The 17,229-nt window shown below is 61.9% G+C and carries 17 protein-coding genes; 8 read left to right on the top strand and 9 right to left on the bottom strand.

All coding sequences use genetic code 11. The features are described from left to right. Window positions 1-2: 2 nt before the first annotated feature. Genes P2PM1_RS21190 through P2PM1_RS21180 form a run of 3 tightly spaced genes read right to left on the bottom strand, consistent with a single transcriptional unit; the run spans window position 3 to window position 3,656 of the window. Window positions 3-1,187: a restriction endonuclease subunit S gene (locus P2PM1_RS21190; RefSeq protein ID WP_186400445.1), complete on the bottom strand. Its 1,185-nt coding sequence runs from the start codon at window positions 1,185-1,187 to the stop codon at window positions 3-5. After that, the gene (locus P2PM1_RS21185) at window positions 1,184-2,722 is read right to left on the bottom strand and encodes a class I SAM-dependent DNA methyltransferase (protein WP_186400444.1); all 1,539 of its coding nucleotides are present in this window, start codon (window positions 2,720-2,722) and stop codon (window positions 1,184-1,186) included. The genes P2PM1_RS21190 and P2PM1_RS21185 overlap by 4 nt, the downstream gene beginning before the upstream one ends. A gap of 55 nt (window positions 2,723-2,777) precedes the next feature. Beyond that, window positions 2,778-3,656, bottom strand: coding sequence for a WYL domain-containing protein (locus tag P2PM1_RS21180; protein WP_186400443.1), 879 nt, complete (start codon window positions 3,654-3,656; stop codon window positions 2,778-2,780). Between the two features lie 101 nt (window positions 3,657-3,757). On the opposite strand from P2PM1_RS21180, the gene P2PM1_RS21175 reads away from it, so the two are divergent. The 3 genes from P2PM1_RS21175 to P2PM1_RS21165 are packed head-to-tail and all read left to right on the top strand — an operon-like array spanning window position 3,758 to window position 6,436. Further along, complete coding sequence (locus tag P2PM1_RS21175; RefSeq protein ID WP_186400442.1) at window positions 3,758-4,000, top strand: DUF2188 domain-containing protein; 243 nt, start codon at window positions 3,758-3,760, stop codon at window positions 3,998-4,000. A 29-nt stretch (window positions 4,001-4,029) separates the two neighbouring features. After that, window positions 4,030-5,043 (top strand): CBASS cGAMP-activated phospholipase, encoded by a 1,014-nt coding sequence (locus P2PM1_RS21170; RefSeq protein WP_186400441.1) that lies wholly within the window; start codon window positions 4,030-4,032, stop codon window positions 5,041-5,043. A 4-nt stretch (window positions 5,044-5,047) separates the two neighbouring features. Next, window positions 5,048-6,436, top strand: coding sequence for a nucleotidyltransferase (locus P2PM1_RS21165; protein WP_186400440.1), 1,389 nt, complete (start codon window positions 5,048-5,050; stop codon window positions 6,434-6,436). A gap of 32 nt (window positions 6,437-6,468) precedes the next feature. On the opposite strand, the gene P2PM1_RS21160 is transcribed toward P2PM1_RS21165, so the two are convergent. From P2PM1_RS21160 to P2PM1_RS21145, 4 genes are all read right to left on the bottom strand, one after another. Further along, complete coding sequence (locus tag P2PM1_RS21160) at window positions 6,469-7,035, bottom strand: recombinase family protein (RefSeq protein WP_186400439.1); 567 nt, start codon at window positions 7,033-7,035, stop codon at window positions 6,469-6,471. 45 nt (window positions 7,036-7,080) lie between these two features. Then, a complete protein-coding gene (locus P2PM1_RS21155) occupies window positions 7,081-7,299 on the bottom strand; it encodes a hypothetical protein (protein WP_186400438.1) in 219 nt (72 codons plus the stop codon). Further along, on the bottom strand, window positions 7,296-7,916 hold the full coding sequence (locus P2PM1_RS21150; RefSeq protein ID WP_208985369.1) for an acyl-homoserine-lactone synthase: 621 nt from the start codon (window positions 7,914-7,916) through the stop codon (window positions 7,296-7,298). The genes P2PM1_RS21155 and P2PM1_RS21150 overlap by 4 nt, the downstream gene beginning before the upstream one ends. 96 nt (window positions 7,917-8,012) lie before the next feature. Continuing rightward, a complete protein-coding gene (locus P2PM1_RS21145) occupies window positions 8,013-8,762 on the bottom strand; it encodes a LuxR family transcriptional regulator (RefSeq protein ID WP_208985368.1) in 750 nt (249 codons plus the stop codon). A 116-nt stretch (window positions 8,763-8,878) separates the two neighbouring features. Here P2PM1_RS21145 and P2PM1_RS21140 point away from each other — a divergent pair, with 116 nt between their 5' ends. The 5 genes from P2PM1_RS21140 to P2PM1_RS21120 all read left to right on the top strand — a co-directional run bounded on the left by P2PM1_RS21140 (window position 8,879) and on the right by P2PM1_RS21120 (window position 14,502). Further along, a complete protein-coding gene (locus P2PM1_RS21140) occupies window positions 8,879-9,532 on the top strand; it encodes a ParA family protein (RefSeq protein ID WP_186400437.1) in 654 nt (217 codons plus the stop codon). A 1-nt stretch (window position 9,533) separates the two neighbouring features. Beyond that, a complete protein-coding gene (locus P2PM1_RS21135; protein WP_186400436.1) occupies window positions 9,534-9,761 on the top strand; it encodes a hypothetical protein in 228 nt (75 codons plus the stop codon). Window positions 9,762-10,033: 272 nt separating this feature from the next. Continuing rightward, complete coding sequence (locus tag P2PM1_RS21130; RefSeq protein ID WP_186400435.1) at window positions 10,034-11,629, top strand: type IV secretory system conjugative DNA transfer family protein; 1,596 nt, start codon at window positions 10,034-10,036, stop codon at window positions 11,627-11,629. A gap of 15 nt (window positions 11,630-11,644) precedes the next feature. Beyond that, complete coding sequence (locus tag P2PM1_RS21125; RefSeq protein WP_186400434.1) at window positions 11,645-12,004, top strand: hypothetical protein; 360 nt, start codon at window positions 11,645-11,647, stop codon at window positions 12,002-12,004. A gap of 92 nt (window positions 12,005-12,096) precedes the next feature. Further along, window positions 12,097-14,502 (top strand): type I restriction enzyme HsdR N-terminal domain-containing protein, encoded by a 2,406-nt coding sequence (locus P2PM1_RS21120; RefSeq protein WP_186400433.1) that lies wholly within the window; start codon window positions 12,097-12,099, stop codon window positions 14,500-14,502. A gap of 22 nt (window positions 14,503-14,524) precedes the next feature. Here P2PM1_RS21120 and P2PM1_RS21115 read toward each other — a convergent pair whose 3' ends face one another. After that, a complete protein-coding gene (locus tag P2PM1_RS21115) occupies window positions 14,525-16,222 on the bottom strand; it encodes a relaxase/mobilization nuclease domain-containing protein (RefSeq protein WP_186400432.1) in 1,698 nt (565 codons plus the stop codon). Then, window positions 16,212-16,763, bottom strand: coding sequence for a hypothetical protein (locus P2PM1_RS21110; protein ID WP_208985367.1), 552 nt, complete (start codon window positions 16,761-16,763; stop codon window positions 16,212-16,214). The genes P2PM1_RS21115 and P2PM1_RS21110 overlap by 11 nt, the downstream gene beginning before the upstream one ends. Window positions 16,764-17,229 lie beyond the last annotated feature (466 nt).

Genomic DNA, 17,229 nt, shown 5'->3' with positions numbered 1-17,229 from the left:
ACCTATAGCTCCCCCTTGAAGGCGCGGTGTTGGAGGGACTCGAAGAGACGCTGACCTGCCTCCACCTGCGAGTGCAGGGGGGCTCTGATGCCTCGCAACATCGCCATTCTGGCTTGGTAGTCGCGCTGTACACAGATGTCAGGAACTGGGACCTGAAGCTTCTTTAGCCTCCCCATGCTAATGCGGGATCGGGTTTGCCCTAACACGGCGCTGTGAGCCAACTTGAGTGTAGAAGGGTGGTTCAGGAGTCCGACCCAGTACTCAGCTACCGCAACATCATCATTAGGTCGGATTTGAACGCAATCTGCCTTGTTCAATGCAACAGGGATGTTCTCAGGTTGAATGCAGGCTCTCAGGTTGGGGTCGCCAAGCGTGCCCACGATCACATCACCAGGATTGCATTCGTGCTTCTTGAGTTTCACGAAATGCTCTTCTGAAATGAAGGCCTTGTCACTGTCGATGATTTCGCCAACACCAATATTCTGTAATCTCCAGACCCTTACTCCCCGATCAACATAGTGAGAACTCTTTAAATTCGAACCAAAGGGGCCATCAGATATTCTCTCGACGGCATCGCCAATAGGAAGGGTACGCCAGTTTCGAGAATTCAGGCCGGGGTCCCCGAACATCTCATGAAAGAGCGCATGGCCGAGGGTGTTCAGCTTGTCGAGGGCGCGGGTGCGGAGGCGGCGGAGCGCGTCCGCCTGATCCAGTATCGCCGCAATCCGCCTCTGCTCCTCCAAGGGAGGGAGGGGGATTTCTATGCGCTCGACGACGGCCTTCGAGACTTCCTTGAAGGTCGCGCCTGTTCCCATGGCCTGCAACCGTTCTCGGTTGGCGTCCAGCCACCAATAAAGAAAACTGGCATCTAATTCGGGACCGGGTACAAAGCTTTTGAAGCCCTGATTGGTCGCCATTGGCACAGCGTTGATTGCGATGTGACCAATTGGGGCGCGAGACGAGAATAGGACCGATCCCGCCGGAAGTACTTCGGCGGCGCACCCTCTCAATCCTGCATCAGTGATCTTGCGCGGTGTCGAAGAAATGAATTTTTCCCTGAGATCGCTCAAATCCTTGGGTGTCGCCCAGTCGATGTGTCCGCCCCAGAAGCTGGGGTTGTCGGTTTTGGGGGTGGCGCCGCCTACAACCCGCGCAACTTTGGTAATCGGGACCCTCGGCCAACTCATCCGAGCAACTCCTCAAGCCGGTCCAGACCTTCGTTGATTTCGGCTTCGATCGCACGCAGATCTGCAATGATTTCACGCGGAGACTGGTGGATGATCTCTTCGTGCTGCACCTCCTTGTAACGGCTCAGCGACAGGTCCCATGACCCCGTGGCCCGGATATCCTCCACCGGCACCAAGAAGCTCTGCGCGGTGCGGGGGCGCTCGGCCTCGGCGGCGAGATTTCCCCACCGGGCCAGGATGTCGGGCAGATTGTTCTTTTCGTGTTCTGCCTCGGTCAGCGGCTGAGCAGGCGTCGGCCCCTGTTTTTCGGGCGGCAGGAGATCGGCCCGCTTGTCGTCCAGGCTGAGACCGTCTGCCGCCACGTCATAGAACCAGACATTCTCGGTGCCACCGACGCCAGTCTTGGTGAAGAGGAGGATTGCGGTGGACACACCTGCATAGGGGCGGAACACGCCCGAGGGCAGCTTGATGACCGCATCGAGCTTGTGATCCTCGACAAGCATGCGGCGGATGTCCTTGTGCGCACCGGACGAACCGAACAGGACGCCATCGGGCACAATCACCGCCGCCCTGCCTCCGGTTTTCAGGAGACGCAGGAAGAGCGCGATAAAGAGAAGCTCCGTCTTCCTCGTCTTGACGATCTTCTGGAGATCCTTGGCGGTCGCCTCGTAGTCGAGCGACCCGGCGAAAGGCGGATTCGCCAACACCAGGGAATAGGCGCCCGCGTCCTCGGCGTGGTCCTCGGCCAAGCTGTCACGATAGGTGACATTCGGGTTCTCAACGCCGTGCAGCGTCATGTTCATGGCGCCGATGCGCAGCATGGTTGTGTCGAAATCGAACCCGTGGAACAAACCCTCGTGGAAATGCTTCCTCAAGGCTGGGTCACGCATGAGCACGGGATGCTTCTCGCGAAGATACTCGCCGGCGGCGACAAGGAAGCCGCAAGTGCCGGCGGCAGGGTCACAGATTACGTCGGTCGGCTTCGGCGCGGTCATCTCGACCATCAGCCGGATGATGTGCCGTGGCGTGCGGAACTGGCCGTTCTGGCCTGCGCTCGCGATCTTCGCGAGCATGTACTCATAGACATCGCCCTTGGTGTCGCGGTCCTCCATCGGGATGCGATCGAGCTTCTCGACCACCTTCGCCAGCAGCGCCGGATTGGAGAACCCAAGCCGGGCGTCGCGCATCAGCTTGCCGTAGCTGGACTGACTGCCGTTGAGCGCGCGCAGGAACGGAAAGACGTGCTCATCGACCACGTCCATCATCTCGCGCGGCTCGAAATTCTTGAACCGCGACCAGCGAAGATCGTCGTAGGGGCGTCCCTTGTCGTCCTGCCCCTCCGGGAAGATACGGCGCTCCATCGGAATCTTGAGCGTCTGGCTCTTGCGCTCCTCAAGGGTATGCAGCTCGTCCAGACGCTTGATAAACAGCAGATAAGTCATCTGCTCGATGACGGAGAGCGGATTGGCGACGCCGCCTGCCCAGAAGTCGTTCCAGATGCTATCGATCTGGCTGCGGATTTCGCCGGTCAGCATGATTTGCCCCACCCCATAATGTTGTTCTTGACCTTCAAGCCGACGTCTCCCCGTTTCACTTCATCGCCTCAGCCAAGGCGGCATCAAATTCCGCGCGGTTGGTGACGACGACGGGCGTCTCGTGTGGATCGTCGAGAACATCCGCCACGTCCAAACGCAACCGTTTTCGGAAGTAGTAAAGCAGCGCCCGCCTGACGGGGATTGCGATACTGTCGTCGCGCATGCCGTAATCCTGCGCGATTATCTTTCGTTGATTCTCGCCGATCTTCGGATTGGGCGAAAGTTCCACGTCGAAGAAATCTGCCCACTGCTTATCATCTTCGGGTCGTGCCCCGGGCTCCCCAAGCGATCGGGCCTCAAGGCATCGCGAGAGCAAGAAATCCTTGAACCTGTTGTCGATGTGACAGAAGGCGCGGACGTGCCAGCGAAAGCCATCGCTGCCGAAGGCATGAGGGCTGATACGCCGCCAAAGGGGCTCCGGCCGCTGCTCATTCATCGACTGATAGAGAACCTCAACCGAGGCCTGGCCCCGGACCGCAGCCAGGATCATGCGGAGGACAGCGATGTCCACCCGGCGATGCGGCACGGGCATGGTGTCCACGCTCGGGGGATTGGTCAGCCATGTGCGGTCGCCATGAAGAGCGGGGTCGGCCGCGAACAGAAGCTGCGTAAGGTAGCGATCCGCGTCCGGTTTCAGGAAGCGCGGGCGGAACGACTCGGTCGCGAAGTAGCGCTTCTCGCTGCGGTCATACCGCACGTTGTCGGGCGCAAGCTCCTGGTACTGGGTCAGGTCCTTCGACGCCTGCGGCACCGATACGCCGAAAAATCCGGTGATGTCTGAGCGGTTGATGCCGCCCTCCCAGAAGAGGCGGAACTCAATAAACTCAAGCCGTTGCTCGACCCCCCACCGTAGCTCTGGGCCACCTCCCGACATGTGCGCTCCGATCCGTACAGTAACTTTATTGACAGCGAAACACTGCCCGTATACTTTCTTATCCCATGAGGGAATCGCCGTCAACGCATTTGGAGAGAGCGATGTCGAAGAACGACCGGTATGTGGTCAAACACCCGAAGGGCTGGGCTGTGAAAGGCGCTGGCGCGGAGCGGGCCAGTAGCGTCCATGAGCGACAGGCGGATGCCGAACGTGCGGCCAAGCAGGTCGTGGAAAAGGCGGGAGGCGGCGAAGTGCGGATTCAGGGTCGCGACGGAAAGTGGCGCGATTCCGATACGGTCGCGCCTGGCAACGACCCAAACCCGCCCAAAGACAAGAAGCATTAAGAAGCGGCCGCCGGACAGGGAGAACAGACATGCGCACGCAAACTGATCGCTTTACGATTCTCTCCTTGAGCGGCGGCGGCTACCTCGGCCTTTATACGGCGTCGGTCCTCGCAGCACTCGAAGAGAGCTACGGCGCCCCTATCGCCCGCCATTTCGACTTGATTGCCGGCACATCGGTTGGCGGAATTATCGCCCTCGGTCTGGCGAACGAAATACCCGCAAAAGACATTAAGAAGGCATTTGAAGACGACGGCACGATGATCTTTTCCGACCGTCCGGCGCCGCAAGGTATTGCTGGCTCGTTCGCCGACCTGTGCCGCTATTGGCGGAAGCCGAAATACCGACCCGACGCCCTGAGGAACACTATCGTCCGCATCGTGGGCGCCGACACGCTCATTGGTCATTTGAAACACCCGGTCATTGTCCCGGCCGTCAACCTGACCAAGGGCGGGCCGCAGATGTTCAAAACCCCGCATCACGAAGATTTCCGCAGGGATCTGCACCTGAAGGCCGTCGATGTCGCCTTGGCGACCTCCGCGGCACCCACCTACTTTCCTATCGCCGAGGTCGGGGACGCGCTGTTCACCGACGGCGGGCTCTATGCGAACTCCCCCGACTTGCTCGCCGTACATGAGGCCGAGCATTTCTTCCAGAGACCGGCCGACCAAGTTCGGCTGCTGAGTATCGGCACGACCACCGCCCAGTTTTCTTTTGCCCATGCGCACGGCCGCGAGCTTGGTGCCTTCGGATGGATGCGCGAGCAGCGGCTTGTCAGCGTCATCATCGCTGCGCAGCAACATTCTGTTGACTTTATGATGAGGCACCGTTTGGCCGAGCGCTACCTACGGCTTGACGCGGTGCAGTCGAAAGAACAAGAGCGCCATCTTGCGCTCGACGTGGCAACGCCTGACGCCCAGAAAACCATCAAGGGTCTGGCCCAAGCTACTGTCCAGACCGCGCTTAACGCGCCCCTCCTAAAGGAAATAATGTCAGGGCAGGCCCCCGCGCCTGTTTTCTACAATCTCGACACTTTGAAGGGATGATTTTATGGGTTCCGCATCATCGCTTTTTTACAGTTCTAACGATACCGAGAAGCAGACGCTGCATCGGCGCATTACGCCCTCAAGCGAGCAGTTCGAGGAACAGCAGGAGCGCTGGAACGCCCTCGCCGAACACCTCTCCGCCGACTTGCGGGAGAGGAGCGGCTATTCGATCCGCACATGGCTTCAGGGGTCATATAAATTCGGAACGCAAACGCGCCCTGTTCGCTTTGGCGAGGAGTTCGATATCGACCTCGGCATCTATTATGTGTGGAAGGGTTCGCGCGACGACGGAGACTATACCCCTCAAACCCTGAAGGGCTTCGTCAGGGACAGTCTTGTCGCCTATGCGGCGGACAATCCGGACGACGTTCTGGAAGTCGCCCCGTCCAAGCCACGGTGCGAGCGCATCCGGTTCAAGGGAGATTTCCATATCGACGTGCCCGCGTATCATCTGGAACCTGATTTGGACGAGCGGTCCCTTGCGACCCGCGATGGCTGGGAGGACAGCGATCCGAAGGCAATCTACATCTGGTTTCGCGACTCGTTCGATGACATCGAGCGCGGCAAAGTGCGACGCCAGATCAGATACCTAAAGGCGTGGGCCGCCCTCAAGTTCCCTGAATCCGACCGGCCTTCGTCAATCCTTCTAACCGTTCTGATTGCCGAAGCGGCCCAGAAGTTGGGCCAACTTCCGGCCGATGATGAAGCTCTGCGCGATCTCGTCGAGCACATCACCGAGCGCCTTGAGGACGATTGGCAAGTACCTAATCCCGTTGATCCTGATGAAAACCTGGTCCGGATGTCCTCGCAGCAAATGCACGACTTCACCCTTGCGCTATCTGACCTGCTGGACGTAGCTAGCCGCGCCTGCGAGGCGGAAACCGAATTCGCCGCAGCCGACATCTGGCAGGAGGCGTTCGAGCACCTATTCCCGATGCCCGAGGGGCAGCAGGCGCTGGTCGAAATGGCAAAGTGGCTGCCGGTAAGATCGGTGATGCCCGAGATCCGGATCACGGCGGTTTCTCGCAACAACCCGCAGGGCGGGCGGTTCACTGACATGAACCGGATTGGGCCGATACCGAAGGACTGCGATATCAATTTCGAGGTGGTGAATCCGGGACAGCTTCCGGCGAACAGCTCCGTCGCATGGATGGTGCGCAATGAAGGCGGCGAGGCCGAGAACACGAACGATCTTGGCCATTTTGCCGGGCTCGGCCTCACGGCGAATGAACGTTCGGCCTATCGCGGCACCCACTACATGGACTGCGTCGTGAAGGTGGGCAGCCAGACCGTCGCCATGCGACGTGTGCCGGTCACTATCACGGGCATTGCCATGCCCCGCAGGAACCCGGCCGCCAAGCCCGACTACGTCCGCCTTCGCGGCAGAAAGTAGCGGAGATTTGATGCTGGTCGAAGCAAAGACTGTCAATCTTTGTTATGTCGCGTAGCTGCCGTAAGACGGGATATTGTCGAACGGTGGACCCCGAGAGTTCGGGCAACTTCGGCTTGGCTTTGCCCCTCTTGCATCCAGCGCAAGGCTTTGCGGTGCTGATCGCTGGTGATGGCACGACGCCGACCGAGCGTGCGCCCTTGCGCTTTGGCATGGGCCAAGCCAGCACGGGTGCGCTCGCGAATAATCTCCCTCTCAAACTCTGCCACACTGCCCAGCATCTGCATCATCATGCGGCCGGCCGGCGTTGTCGTGTCGATGGCCTCCGTCAGTGACCGGAAGCCGACCCCTACCTTGTCGAGGCGCTCCATGATCCGCAGCAGGTCCGTCAGGGAACGCGAGAGGCGGTCGAGCTTCCAGACGATGACCACATCACCTGGCTGTACGCTGACGAGGAGCTTCTGAAGCGCCGGGCGGTCGAACCGTCCACCCGAGGCCACGTCCTCAAACATCGCCTCTGCCCCCACAGCCTTCAGCGCAGCGACCTGCGGGGCCGTATCCTGGCCCTCAGCTTTCGAGACGCGGACATACCCAAATATCAACCGTCAGCGGCACTCCATTTTTCGCAACAAGTATTCGCAACAGAATTATACAGTACCATCAATATAGTCTGACTTGTTGCATAAACGGTCGTTTTTGCGTGGCATTTCTACTGCCTCCAGAGCCGCTGCGGTTTCATCGAATCCACTCCGCCGCGCCTCATCCGCCAGATACCGGATGCACCAGGCCAGCCTGTCGGCTTCGATGCAGGAGGCCCGTTCGCCGGCCTGTGGCGGCGACGCCGGCCATTCGGTGTCGTATGTCATGCCGCAACCCTTCCCTGATCGATCTCGTCCAGGTTGGCGATGATCGGCGCGCCGGAGCCAGCCCGCTCGCGGACCCGCCCGAGGTAGGCCAGAGACACCTCCAGCCATTCGGCAGCCGCGGTATCTGTGCCAGTCTCCATCGTTCCGCCCAGGCGGACGGGATTCCATCCGGCACGGCGCATAATCGGCTCCATGCGGACGTCCGATACCGACACATAACCGCGCAGCCCGGTGAACAGCCCGAACTCCAGCATGCCGGCCATGAGAATGGCCGCGATGTTACCCGGCGCCGTGGCTTGGTCGGCGCAAAAGCGGGTGCTCTCCCAGATATCGGCTGCGCACGGCATCTCTCCCTCGACGAGCTCGGGGAACACATCGGCCAGAAGATTGGGGCCGGTCGTCGGCAGAAGCCGGGTACAGGCGTTCACGCGGCCGTCGGCGGCGTAGTGAACAAGGTAATGCGCCTCGGGCAGGTCGAACTGGTCGAGCTCCAACCCGTTGACGACAGTGACGCTCCAACCAAGCCGCTCGCTGAAGACCGCGCGGCGGAGCTGGTGCATGGATGCAAGCGCATCCCAGTGCAGGTGTGCATTCTCTTTCGATATGATGTGAAGCAATGGCTTCCCTCCCAATGTGTTTGGGAGCATTGAGCCAGAGAAAGACGCGCCTGCCATCCTGTCAACCTCCACAGGTTACTGGCGAGTAAAGCGCTTTCAGGGGGAGATCATGCCTTCCATGATCGCTTTCATCACGGCGTGATAGACGTTCGCGACGCCCATCTTGGCGCGGACGTTCGCGAGGTGGAAATAGACCGTGCGCTCCGATATCCCGAGTATCTGCGCGGTCTGCCAGGCCGACTTGCCGGCCGCGTTCCAGAGCAGGCATTCCCGCTCGCGCGGCGTCAGGCTGACGGTGGTGCGCCCCATGCGGCCGAGCGCGAGCAGCTCACGGGCATGATTGTGGAAAGCCAGCGAGAGCAGGTGCACATCCTGCCCAACGGTCGACATCAGTCGGTCGAGACCGGCCGCGCCATGGTCGGAAACCATGGACGCCATCGCCAGCGCGCCGCGCGCACCATGGATCGGGATGCCGACGCCTTCCCGGACCCCGAACTCAGCGGCTTCTGCGAACAGGCGCCGTTGTTCCGGCGACGGCTCGATGCCGAATGACATGGCGCTCCAGGTAAAGGGCGCGACCTGCAACGGTCCATTCTGGATCACCGGATCGATGCGGTGATAGCCGTTGTCGATGTAGTGGTTGTACCAGTCATCGGAGAAGGTCGTGAGGATGAGCGGCTTCTCGTCCGGGAGCGCGTCGGTGCGAATGACCTGGTAGGCCCATTCCCGGAATCCGAGGTCCCAGAGCGCCTTCGAGAAGGCAGCTTCGAGGGACGCCACGTCCTCCACATGGCGTATCTGGTCAAGGAAGGCGAAGACGGTCGGCCGAATGCGCGGCTCCTCCATACATTGTATTTTGCCAATACTTATGCGCTTCGGCGAAAATGCGTGAAATAACGATTTCCATATGTCATGATTTCCTCAATTCGTCCTTTCAACAAAAACAACAAGAAAGATCGGACATGACTCTTTTCATTGGAACCATCTCTCAAAAAGGCGGCGTCGGCAAAAGCACGCTGGCCCGCCTCATCGCGCGTGAATATGCGCTTGCCGGCTGGAACGTGAAGATCGCAGACCTCGACATCCAGCAGGGCACCAGCTTCAGTTGGCAGGCGCGGCGCCTTCAGCGCAGCGTCGAGCCGGTGGTCGCGGTCGAACGCTTCGGCACCGTCGGCCAGGCCGTGAAGGCGGCAGCCGGATACGACCTGATGATCCTCGACGGCCCGCCGCACGCTACCATGGGCACGCTTCAGATCGCCGAAGCGAGCACGCTCGTCGTGCTGCCCACCGGGCTTGCCCTGGACGACCTTGAACCAACCGTCCTGCTGGCGCATGAACTGACCCGGAAAGGCATACCGGCCGAGAAGATCGTCGTGGCCTTCTGCCGCGTGGGCGACAGCGAAGGCGAGCTGGCCGAGGCCAGCGCCTATGTGCGTCAGGCGGGATACCGTTCTCTAGCCAACGTTCTGCCCGAGAAGACCGGATTCCGTCGCGCCAGCGACGAAGGTCGCGCCCCGACAGAAACGCGCTTCCCGTCCCTCAACGAACGGGCCGAAGCCATCACCCAGGAGATCGCCGAGCTGATGCAGGCGAGCAGCAACAGGGAGGCCGCCTGAGATGACGAAGATTCTGCCGCCCCAGAGGACGAGCAAGGGCCTGCCGCCCGCCCCGGTTCAGGTCGTGCATAACCTCGATCGCGCCGAGGCGGGTGCTATGAAGCCGCTCAACTTCAAGGTCAGCCCAGAGTTTCACCGCGAGTTCAAAGCCTACGCGGCGGTGCATGGCGTCTCGATGCTGGACATATTGAAAGAGGGCTTCGCGCTGGTGAAACAGCGGCGCGGATGAAGAAATAACGAAATCGCTATATAGGTATTTCTTTATGAAATACAAGCTGTGAAGGTTGACAGGTTTTCCTGCAAACCCTCGATGCCAATATCTGTATCAGGAAGGCGTTGCCGACCCCTCATTTGGCAAAGTCGTCAATTGGGAATGCGACGAACGGGGTCGGCAACACTTCAATTATTGTCTCAAACGATACGAATTACCACACGTCAGCCAATGTAATTTTTCGCCGTCCCATAAACTCTTGGCAAAGTTAACTACCAAGGGAATGCACCATGGGGCATTTATGTCTTCTGTGGCGTCTCGTCAGGCTTGTCCTCGTCGAGCTGCCCATCTGCCTGCTCATCGCAGCACTCATCTGGACCATCATCGACAATCTGACCATCGGCGCCGACCGGCTGGTCGTGCTGGGCACGACGGCAGCCGCGGCCTTCGCGGCGATCCTCTTCTTCGCCTATCGCCTCTCGCGCAAGCCGTCCGATGCACACGGCTCAGCGGCCTTTGCGACGACGGGTGACATCCGCAGCGCCGGGCTGCGCTCGCGTGGCGTAATCCTGGGCAAGAAAGGCGGACGCTTCATCCGCTTCGGGAAGCCGGGGCATTTGCTCACCTTCGCGCCGACGCGCTCGGGCAAGGGTATCGGCGTCGTCATCCCCAACCTGCTCGACCATCCGGGCTCGGTGGTGGTGACCGACATCAAGGGCGAGAACTACCGCATCACCGCCCGCCATCGCGGCACGCTCGGACCGGTGCACGCCTTCGCGCCATTCGATCCCGGCATCGAGAGCGCCTCCTACAATGCCGTCGAGTTCATTCGCGCCGGAACCGTCAACGATGTGGACGACGCGCGGCTGATCGCCGAGATGATCGTGGCTCCCGAAGGCCACGAGCCGAACCACTGGGAGCAAGAGGCCCGTGTGCTGGTCACCGGCCTGCTGCTCCATATCGCCCTGGACATGCCGCCGCACCGCCGGAACCTGCGCGAACTCCGCGTCCTCCTGATGCGCTCGCGCGAGAAGTTCGACGCGGTGCTCGCCCACATGGGCGACAGCAAGCACCCCATCGTCCAGCGCATCGCTGACGGATTCTCGCAGAAGGAGGCCAAGGAGCGCTCGGCCGTCGTCTCGACGGCACAGACGCGCACGGCGGTGTTCGACAGCCCGCAGCTCGCGGCGATCACCAACCATTCGACCTTCCGGCTCGAAGACCTGAAGAACGGCGTCATGTCAATCTTCCTCATCGTCCCGCCGGAATACGCGACGGTCTACCAGCCCTTCCTGCGGCTCATGGTCGGACTGACCACGGCGGCCATGACCCGCAACAAGCGTGTGCCCCGGCATCCGGTGCTCTTCCTGCTGGACGAGCTGCCGACGCTGGGCTCGATGCGGCCCATCGAGGACGGTATCGGCTACCTCGCGGGCTACGGGGCGCATCTGTGGCTGTTCGTCCAGGACCTCGACCAGCTCCAGAGCACCTACCGCAAATGGCGCTCGATGATCGCCAACTGCGCGGTGCGGCAAGCCTTCAACGTTCAGGACAGCGATACCGCGCAGCTTCTCTCCGCCATGCTGGGCAAGCGTACCATCCCCGTCACCAGCGGCGGCAAGAGCGGACGACTGCCGTTCCTCACCTTCGCTTCGACCTACAGCGAACACCAGAGCGAGATCGGCCGCCCGCTGCTGGCGCCGTCCGAGATCATGCTGCTGCCAGAGAGCTGCCAGCTGCTGTTCGTGCAGGGCTGTCGGCCGATCCTGGCGCAGAAGCTCCGCTACTTCGAGGAGCGCGCCTTCAAGGGGCGCTGGACGCCGTGGCGGATGGAAGCGGCCGAGGATGATCCCGGCGCGCTCATCTCCGCCGACATGATGAAATAGCGAAAGGATGAAATGATGAAACCGTTCAATCACGATATCGGCGGGTACGCCTTTCTGGGCCTGCTCGTCGCCACAGTCTGGGCCATCCCGCTCGCTATGTTCCTGGACCGCGACGCCCATGGGAACGCGATGGAGTTGCCGCGATGCGACGAGGCGAGCTCTTCGGATCAGGTTCGCGAGACGCTCGAAGCGCAGGGCCGTCGAACCGTCCTCGGGCTCTACGCAGCGACAGAAATTCGCACTGGTTCAACTGGCGACTACCGACGCTGCAATGCGACCGTCGTGACAAGCGATGAGGAAGCCCGTATCAGGTTCATGATCGGCTGGCATGATCGCCGAAACGGTATGCCATTCTGTACTGGGGACGGATTGTAACTATCCCACTTAGATGGACTTCGAGCGCAGTCTGGGGAGACTTTGACCGTCAGCGCAATTTTCGGTCGGCATCAAATGTCGTAGGATGAAGTATGGCTCAGATAACCCCTACGAAGAGGCCCAAGAAGGTCAAAGCAACCGCCCACGCCGTGCGGCCCGAAGCCGAACTCGAAAGTCGGCTGGCAACAGCCATAGCCACCGCCTTCCCGAACATCCCACGGGACCAGCTTGTGCAGCAGCGGCACTTCAGAGTGCGACTTGGGCATGAGACCCACGAATTCGATAGCGCCGCTCAATGGGAAAAGAGCGGTAGAGCTGACATTCTTATCTTCTACCAGGAGCGTCCGCTCGCGGTGCTGGAGGTCAAGCGGGAAAGCGTGCCCCTGACGCACACCGACTTCGAACAGGCCCAGAGCTACGCCAATCAGATCACACCGCGACCGCCTCTGGTGATCGTCACCAACGGGGCCGATACCCGTATCTACGATGCCAATAATGGCCAGCCATGGTCTGGTGGGGACAACACGGCGACCGCGGTGGAGCAGCTACTGACTAATGCCGCCAAAGTGGCAGCCGCCGACATGCGTTGGGCGATTGAAGCGCTTATGGGTCGGGAGACGGGGGTATGGCCTCGTATCGTTCGAGCAAACACTGATGCGCTCATTGCCGCGATGACAGATCCACCCGGTGCTGCGGATCGCCCCTTCGCCAGGGATCTCCTTTTCCCACGTCTGGCTACGCAAAGAGCCATCAAGGCACTTAAGGGCGGACCAATCTTCATTGTGGTAGAAGGAGCACCGGTGACTGGCAAGACCAGTCTTTTGCGGGAGTTGGCACTGCGGATGGTCGATAGTGAGGACCTGGCAGTGCTAATGCTACGGGGCTCCGGTCCCGGACTTTTCCAGACCCTTGCCAATTTGTTTGCTGCTCAACTGGAGTGGAACATAACATCCAATGACGCGCGTCAATGGCTCCGCCGTATGTCAAACGGTTCCACTGGTCCGACATTGGTGGTCGCAGTCGACGGTGTTGATCCGGGAACGGCGATGGCCGCAGACTTGGAAGAGTTGGCAAGCCTGCATCTAGGCGAAAAGCTGCGGGTAATCCTGACGACAGACCGCCCCGAGAGTTTGGTGAAGGCGCAGAACGGGCGCACGAAGACAGGGCTGGGTGCCCACGCTACCCTGATCGAGCTTGGCCCTCTCGGCTTGGATGAATTTAGAGCAGCACGACGCACCCTGGAGGGTGCCAAGATCGTCTTTCTCGATGGGGCGGAGTACAGCGAGGATTACCGCGCGCCTTGGGTGTTGCGCACCATCTACGACAACATTGCGCGCGACCCCCGTTACAATGATCCGAGCCGCGGGGTACTGCTCCCCCCCTCGCTGGGGCTGGAATTGGTGGACGCTGCCCGCGAAGCCTACGCCGACCAGACAGACCTCCTTCGCGGCTATCGCTTACTCGCTCGCGATGCCCTCGCTGATGGCGGGGCTCATTCGGCTGAACTCGCCTTGACCGCCTCCAATGGCTTCGTTATCCGGCGCGACGCTATTTCAGGCGAAGCCCGCGACAACCTAGCAAGCCTCAAGGCGGCAGGTTGGCTGCGGACCTACCGCCACGCCAGCAGTGACGACGTGGTCGTGCCCACGGTGCCGGCCGCCTTCCTTGTCGAACTTGCCGACGCGGCTGCGGACGAACTCGGGCGCCGGGCGGAAATCGACCCTCACGCCGCCGGCGTGTGGTTGGGACGGCGGCTTGGCGCGGTCTACCTCGGTGATCTGATCGGTGCGCAGGCGATTCGCAGCCTCGCAGACAAATCCGGTGGGTTTAGTTCGGGAATCATCAGCGGACTGTTGTCAGTCGAACCTCAGGAGGAGTTCGTCGAGCACGCGCTGATTGCCCTGGCAACTCCTGACGGCCAGATCGTACACATCAAGATCGAGGACGGTAAGGCTTTCTTATCTGACCGCCATGGCCAAATTCGTGGAGAAGCAATCGACCTCGGAGCCGAGCGGTCTCGCATGTACGCTGACACGACTCCCTGGATGATCCTCGGTCAGTTCGCACGCTTGCCGACCGCTGTCGTCGGTGACGACCGCCAACGGATGGACGCTTCGGTCCTGCTCGAAATCGGCCAATGCCCGTTTCCGCTGCTGCGGGCAAACGAGAAAGGACTGGGTCACTTAGAGCACGACCTGGACAATCTCGGCCGGGTGCTCTGCCAAGAAGGCGCACCCATCGAAGCAGCAACTCAGGCTATGGCCGACCTACTTTCACGCACATGGACCGACGCCGATGCTTGGGTTGACGCCGCCTTGGATAGCGGCTCCCTTCCACTAATCCATCGAGTGATGATTGCACTACGCATGGTGCGGGCGCGCAATATACCGAAGCTGTCGGCTTGGGCGCATGACGCGCTACAAAATCGGGTACATCCTGCCATTACTGCCGCCATCACGTCCCCTGATCGAATGTACGATACCGACACGGATCAGTAGCGGCACATGCTCTTACCAGGTATCACTTATCGAACAAGCTGAGATCTAGCCCGAACGCCCGGCCTCGCTCGCGCTTGCGCTCCCGTTCAAGACGCTTTTCCTTGGCCACGCGCCAGGCGCGATGCAACTGCTCGCGCCGCTCGTCGGCGAGGCGGCTGCGTTCGATAGCGCGTTCGGTCACCCGCGACAGGGCGCGTGCCCGCGCCTTGATCTTCTCCAGCATGGTCTCGCGCAGCATCTGCGGTGAGCCAGCGACATGCTGGAGAAGCTCGTATTCGCGCACGGCGAGCTTCACCCGCTGGCGGGCGCGCTCGATCTCGGCGCGGGTGTGCTCCAGGCGGTTCTTCGCGTCACGCCAGCGCTGGCGGCGCTCGACGATGTAGCGGAAGTAGCGCTTCGCCTCCCGCCTGTCGGCCGTGCGGGTGTCGCCCAATCGGATGCCCCGCACCGCGCCGAGGATGAACGGGTCCTTCTCGATCATCCGCTCGGCGTCGCGGATTCCGAACTTCTCCTCCAGGTCATCCCAGATCGCCCGTGCCTTGTCGGCGTCCCGATAGACCTTGCCCAGAATCTCGTCGAGGCTGCGGCTGCGCTTGCCAAGCCACGCCTCGTCCCGGTGCACCTGCTTCTCGTTGAAGGCTTGCTGGCGTTCGGCGTAGCGCACCTTGCCGGCGGCAGAGCGGTAGGACGCCTCGATCTGGCTCCAGTAGCGGAACTCCATGTCCGCCTGGTCGAAGCGCCGCACGGCCGCCTCGGCCGAACCGCGATCCGGCTCCTCGTCGAACATCCCCTCCACCGTCCGCCGCTCGGCCGGCGCCATGCCGCTGGTGTCAGGGGTGCGCTCCTCCTTGCCTCGATCCCGCTCAGCGACGCGGGCGGCGCGGCGGGCCATGTGGTCGTCGAAGCTCTCGCCGTAGCGTTCCTCCAGGACGTGGAAGCGCACGCCCTTGCCCATGTCCGAGAGCTTGGCGAAGCGGTCGCCGTCGGTGAGCACCAGGCCCTGCCCCTTGCGCTCCATGGTGATGCCCTTGGCGGCGAGGCGCTCGGCCAGGTCATCCCAGTCGCGGGCGCGGATGAAGTCGTCCTTCAGGCGGCGGCGCAGGTCGGTGACGGCATCCTTCTCGAAGGGGCGCTGCGCCTCGCGTTCCTCGCGCCGGGCGCGCCAGTATTCGGCATCGGTCGGGGCCGGGCCGAAATCCTCCACCACCTCGCGGCCGAGCTGGCGCTCGTACTCGCGGTTGCGCAGGATGTTGAGCCCGTGCTCGCGCGCCAGTTCCTGCACGATGTCGGTCAGCCGCCGCCCGTCCTGATGCCGGTCGTAGGCGATGTGCTTCGTCGGGTGCACCCGGTTGACCAGAAAATGCAGGTGGGGGTGGTCGGTGTCGGTGTGGGAATAGACCAGGAGCTGGTGCTCGGTCAGCCCCATCCGCTCGATGACCTGCTGCGCCACGCGGCGCTTCAGCTCCGGCGTCACCTTGCCCGCCGCCGCGTCGTCGGGGTCGAAGGTGACGATGAAATGGTAGGCTGGCTGGCGGCACCGCGCCGACTTCTGGGCGGTGGCGTCCATGACGGCCGCCGCCGAGCGCGGATCGTCGGTGTGGAGGTTGCGCCGTTCGACGAACTCCACCCGGTCGGGCGACAGGCCCTGCACCCGCCCGGCGAGATAGAGGGCGGAGGCCCGGAAGCTCTCCGGCTGGCGGGCAGGCACCTTAAAGCGCATCCGGCCCGTGTCCCGGATCGGACGCGCCGTCGCCTGTCTTGGCCGGTCGCTTCACCGCACGGTGGATCGGCTCCAGCACGCGGCGGAGGATGGAGAGGGTTTCCTCGACCTGAGCCGCGTCCAGCGGCTTGCCCATGTTGGCGCGCCGCGCCATGGCGTTGACCATGTGCCCCGCGCCGTTGATCGCCTCAAGGTGCTCCTCGATGATCGGCGTCAGGTCATGGCGGTCGGTCACCCGCTCGACCAGCTCGCCGCCGACATAGCGTGCCCATTGGCCGAAGTTGGCTTCGCCCGTGGCATCCTCAAGCTGGGAGAGGTTCGTGGCGATGGACGACAGCTCGTAAAGCAGCGCTGCCATGACCCGGTCCTTGACCGGCTTCGGCTTCGGCCGCCGCCCCGTCAGGGTGGCGCGGGCATAGTCGGCGAGCGTCACGCCCGCCTCGGCCGCCCGGCGCCGCAGGTCGTACATCTCGGTCGGGGAGAGCCGAAGGTTCAGGACCTCGGAGCGTTTGCGCTGGGGATCGAGGGTTGGCCGTGCCATGGCTCAGATGCCCCCTGTCCCGGTCGCCTCGCAGAGCAAGATGAGTGTCGCTTGAGACCCCGTCAGGGGGTCGAATGCGGGCGCTGTTGGGTGGAAGAAACTCCCGCCGGGCCGGTCGGCGAAGCCGCGGCCGGTGTCGGGGCGGCAGCCTCGACGCGGGAGTTTTTGTAACGCAACATCCATCTTGCCTCCCCCTGTGACACGAAAACCCTCCCCCGCTTATGGGGTCGGTCCACAGGGTGGAGTGGATTCGGACTGACAGGTCAAACACTTAATGCCAGTGATGGACAACGCGATACTAACCGCAATCGCCCTGTACCACAAGCTACAACACCTACCAACGGCCACCAACACAATGTCGCCGCCGAAACCCGGCACAGCGCCAGCGGGCGGACGGAGGCGCATCAGCGCCGTCGCGGCCGCCCGAAAGCTGCCGGCGGACAGGCATGCGAAAACCCCGCCGGGT

Source organism: Stappia sp. P2PMeth1 (genome assembly GCF_900185735.1).
GTDB lineage: Bacteria > Pseudomonadota > Alphaproteobacteria > Rhizobiales > Stappiaceae > Stappia.
The sequence above is the reverse complement of the archived record's forward strand: the minus strand, read 5'-3'. Positions and strand labels throughout refer to the sequence as shown.

What these genes read in the sequence shown, in the direction of transcription:
- P2PM1_RS21190 (WP_186400445.1), bottom strand. Translation starts at nt 1,187, where the DNA reads ATGAGTTGGCCGAGGGTCCCGATTACCAAAGTTGCGCGGGTTGTAGGC.
- P2PM1_RS21185 (WP_186400444.1), bottom strand. Translation starts at nt 2,722, where the DNA reads ATGCTGACCGGCGAAATCCGCAGCCAGATCGATAGCATCTGGAACGAC.
- P2PM1_RS21180 (WP_186400443.1), bottom strand. Translation starts at nt 3,656, where the DNA reads ATGTCGGGAGGTGGCCCAGAGCTACGGTGGGGGGTCGAGCAACGGCTT.
- P2PM1_RS21175 (WP_186400442.1), top strand. Translation starts at nt 3,758, where the DNA reads ATGTCGAAGAACGACCGGTATGTGGTCAAACACCCGAAGGGCTGGGCT.
- P2PM1_RS21170 (WP_186400441.1), top strand. Translation starts at nt 4,030, where the DNA reads ATGCGCACGCAAACTGATCGCTTTACGATTCTCTCCTTGAGCGGCGGC.
- P2PM1_RS21165 (WP_186400440.1), top strand. Translation starts at nt 5,048, where the DNA reads ATGGGTTCCGCATCATCGCTTTTTTACAGTTCTAACGATACCGAGAAG.
- P2PM1_RS21155 (WP_186400438.1), bottom strand. Translation starts at nt 7,299, where the DNA reads ATGACATACGACACCGAATGGCCGGCGTCGCCGCCACAGGCCGGCGAA.
- P2PM1_RS21145 (WP_208985368.1), bottom strand. Translation starts at nt 8,762, where the DNA reads ATGGAGGAGCCGCGCATTCGGCCGACCGTCTTCGCCTTCCTTGACCAG.
- P2PM1_RS21140 (WP_186400437.1), top strand. Translation starts at nt 8,879, where the DNA reads ATGACTCTTTTCATTGGAACCATCTCTCAAAAAGGCGGCGTCGGCAAA.
- P2PM1_RS21135 (WP_186400436.1), top strand. Translation starts at nt 9,534, where the DNA reads ATGACGAAGATTCTGCCGCCCCAGAGGACGAGCAAGGGCCTGCCGCCC.
- P2PM1_RS21130 (WP_186400435.1), top strand. Translation starts at nt 10,034, where the DNA reads ATGGGGCATTTATGTCTTCTGTGGCGTCTCGTCAGGCTTGTCCTCGTC.
- P2PM1_RS21125 (WP_186400434.1), top strand. Translation starts at nt 11,645, where the DNA reads ATGAAACCGTTCAATCACGATATCGGCGGGTACGCCTTTCTGGGCCTG.
- P2PM1_RS21120 (WP_186400433.1), top strand. Translation starts at nt 12,097, where the DNA reads ATGGCTCAGATAACCCCTACGAAGAGGCCCAAGAAGGTCAAAGCAACC.
- P2PM1_RS21115 (WP_186400432.1), bottom strand. Translation starts at nt 16,222, where the DNA reads ATGCGCTTTAAGGTGCCTGCCCGCCAGCCGGAGAGCTTCCGGGCCTCC.
- P2PM1_RS21110 (WP_208985367.1), bottom strand. Translation starts at nt 16,763, where the DNA reads ATGGCACGGCCAACCCTCGATCCCCAGCGCAAACGCTCCGAGGTCCTG.